The 2315-nt window shown below is 61.3% G+C and carries 3 protein-coding genes; 1 reads left to right on the forward strand and 2 read right to left on the reverse strand.

The features are described 5' to 3' along the window. The first annotated feature begins 250 nt into the window (after positions 1-250). Entirely contained in the window at positions 251-766 is a 516-nt protein-coding gene (locus ACHIRB_RS16795; protein ID WP_395126734.1) for an immunity 26/phosphotriesterase HocA family protein, read from the forward strand. Positions 767-832: 66 nt separating this feature from the next. On the opposite strand, the gene ACHIRB_RS16800 is transcribed toward ACHIRB_RS16795, so the two are convergent. Both ACHIRB_RS16800 and ACHIRB_RS16805 read right to left on the reverse strand, forming a co-directional pair. Then, entirely contained in the window at positions 833-994 is a 162-nt protein-coding gene (locus ACHIRB_RS16800) for a hypothetical protein (protein WP_395126735.1), read from the reverse strand. Further along, on the reverse strand, positions 991-2211 hold the full coding sequence (locus ACHIRB_RS16805) for an amidohydrolase family protein (RefSeq protein WP_395126736.1): 1221 nt from the start codon (positions 2209-2211) through the stop codon (positions 991-993). Before ACHIRB_RS16805 ends, ACHIRB_RS16800 begins: the two co-directional genes overlap by 4 nt. Positions 2212-2315: the final 104 nt, after the last annotated feature.

Here is a 2315-nt window from a genome sequence, read left to right on the forward strand (position 1 = left end):
CAAGATCGAAAACCCAATCCGAAACAGATCAAGCCGGCACGTCAGCCCGGAGAAAGATCTGGGCTAGTCGGCGAGAATACGACTAAATCATATATGCAGGGTTACCAGTAGAACCCTGCGTATTTCGTATCATTTACTCTAACAACATGTTTCGAATATTTCGTCCGGCTCCGGATGGCGCATCTCGATGCCGATGGGATTCGATTCGAGATCGATCCACCCAATCACCCACGGATGGCACGATAGGTAGATGGTTGAAAGCAACCGCGACCGCAACGTCGTGAAGGCTCGCGCAAACAGAGCCGCTGGGCGCGTCGTCCGAATCGACCTGGACGATCGGCGCTGCGCCTACGGTCGGCAGCTCACCGGTGTATCCGTCGAGTTCTACAATCGAGTGGGTACGCCCGGAGAACCAGTCGATCTCCTCGAATTGGTCGACACACCAATCGCTTTCACTGTCTGGGTGATGGATCGGGCATTTCGGCGAGGTGGCCGTTGGGAATTGCTCGACACCGTTCCACTCACCCAGAACGAGCAGTCGCATACCCATCGCTACACCAAGCAAGACCCCATCAACAAGGCCATTAGTATCTATTGGAGCGACCCGACTTCGGGAGCCCACGGCGAGACGCCGGCAACGATTGAGGAATGTCTCGGGCTGGAGCGAGTGGCGGTCTGGGATCCCGAACATGTCGAGGACCGACTTCGCGACCACTTCGACCGCCGGCAGAACAAGTGGGTTGAATCCCTGCGATTGAAGCCTTAAGCCGACAGATCAAGGCGAATACGACGAAATCGAATACGCAGGGTTACCAGTAAACTGCCGGTCGTGCTACCTGATCGATTCGATGGTTGCCACGGCGCGGGCGCGGAGTTCGTCTTCGTCTTCGTCGACGAGCGCACCGTCGTCCACGACCACGCGTCCGGCGACGATGACAGTTGTGACGTCGGATGCCCGCGCGTGCAGACCTAACGCCGGAACGGGGTGGCTCATTCCAAGATGATGTGTCGAGTAGTACTCACGATTGTGAGATCGGCAAGTTGCCCGACAGTGATGCGCCCTATCTGCGACGGTCTGCCCGTACTCACCCCGGAATTCGTGGCCATCGTCAGCACCTGCTCGAGCGTCAAGGCCATGTCCGACCCTGCGGTCTCACGCTGAACGATCAAAGCCGCGCGCATCGTCTCGAATGGTGTCGACACCGTCAAAGGTGCCAAGTCGCTTCCCAGCACAATGGGTACGCCAGCCTCTAGTAAGCGCGGTACCGTCTGGCCGGAAGCGATCCCGAACCCGAGTACAGCGTTGCCGCCTGGGTTGTGATTGACCGTTACACCGGTCCTGACAAACTCGGAGACATCGTCGTCAGTGACGGCACCGGCGTGCATCAGGGTGCAGCGGGCGTCCAGGATGCCGCTGTCGAGAAGCCGCGCCGTGGTGGTGCGACCTTCCGCACGGTCCTGGGCGCGTACGGCCTCAGGTGTCACATAAGCGTGCAGATGCGTCGGGATGTCGTAGGCGCTGGCGAGTTCGCTGATGCCGCCCAGGAGGTCGTCGGAACATGCGAGTGGATCGATCCCGGACAGGGCAGCGCGGATTCGCCCGTCTGCCATGCCGTCGATACTCTCGATCACGTTGCGCGCTGCGTCCAACACCGTGGCCGTATCAGCCTGCCGCACGAGTTCGCCGGCCGCTGTGTGCCATTGATCAGCAACGCTCGGCCCTACCGCCGCCCGAATGCCGACAGAGCGGGCGGCGGTCGCTACTCCGAGCACCCCGGGTGAGCCTGCATCCACGACGGAGGTGAATCCGGCTCGCAGCATCGACGCCATGACAGTCGCAACGACGGCCGAAACGAGGGCGTCGGGTATTGGTGCGGCGAGCATTCCGACGATGGCTGGAATGACCGTCTCCGGGCGACCTCCCCCTGAGAACATGCCTTCTGTGCGCGCTGCCGAGTAGTTGCGAGCCGCTCCGAGGAATGCGCCGAAATGTACGTGGGCATCTACGAACCCAGGACAGACAACGCAGCCGGCCGCGTCGACGCGGCGCCGAGGAGCCCAGGCGGATTCGACGTCAGGGGCAGGATCGACGGCGACGATCACGCCGTCGGCGATGGCGATCGAATGACCGGCCAGGTGACCCGTCGGCGACTCCAGCGCGAGGATATCGGCACCAGTGATAACGATGTCGCAACTCTGAGATGCGGGCATGCGGCAAGACTACCGATCACGAGGAACCTGTTTGTTCGTCCGACTAGCCCGGATCTTTCACGCGGGGCGCGTGCTGGCCTGAGCGGTTCGGGTTGATGGTTTCG

This window comes from Antrihabitans spumae (genome assembly GCF_043944905.1).
GTDB classification, from domain to species: Bacteria; Actinomycetota; Actinomycetes; order Mycobacteriales; family Mycobacteriaceae; genus Antrihabitans; species Antrihabitans spumae.